Source organism: Duganella aquatilis, from assembly GCF_009674565.1.
GTDB classification, from domain to species: Bacteria; Pseudomonadota; Gammaproteobacteria; order Burkholderiales; family Burkholderiaceae_D; genus Rugamonas; species Rugamonas aquatilis.
Window position 1 is genome coordinate 1 of record NZ_WKJL01000069.1, and the last position, 431, is coordinate 431.

A 431-nucleotide genomic window follows, 5' to 3' on the forward strand; every position below is an offset into this window, starting at 1 on the left:
GCGCAGATGGACGGCGCGATCCTGGTTTGCTCCGCAGCTGACGGCCCAATGCCACAGACCCGCGAGCACATCCTGCTGGCCCGCCAAGTTGGCGTTCCATACATCGTCGTGTTCCTGAACAAGTGCGACCTGGTCGACGACGAAGAGCTGCTGGAACTGGTGGAAATGGAAGTTCGCGAGCTGTTGTCGAAATACGAGTTCCCAGGCGACGACCTGCCAATCATCAAAGGTTCGGCACGTAAAGCACTGGACGGCGACACCGGTCCTCTGGGCGAGCAAGCCATCATGGCCCTGGCCGACGCACTGGATTCGTACATCCCTACGCCAGAGCGCGCAGTGGACGGCGCCTTCCTGATGCCAGTGGAAGACGTGTTCTCGATCTCGGGTCGCGGCACCGTGGTGACCGGTCGTGTTGAGCGCGGCATCATCAA

The 431-nt window shown here is 61.3% G+C and carries 1 protein-coding gene; it reads left to right on the forward strand.

The window, feature by feature from the left end; translation table 11 throughout:
- The coding region (locus tag GJ698_RS30260; protein ID WP_229260225.1) for a GTP-binding protein at positions 1-431 on the forward strand (431 nt) is incomplete at both ends.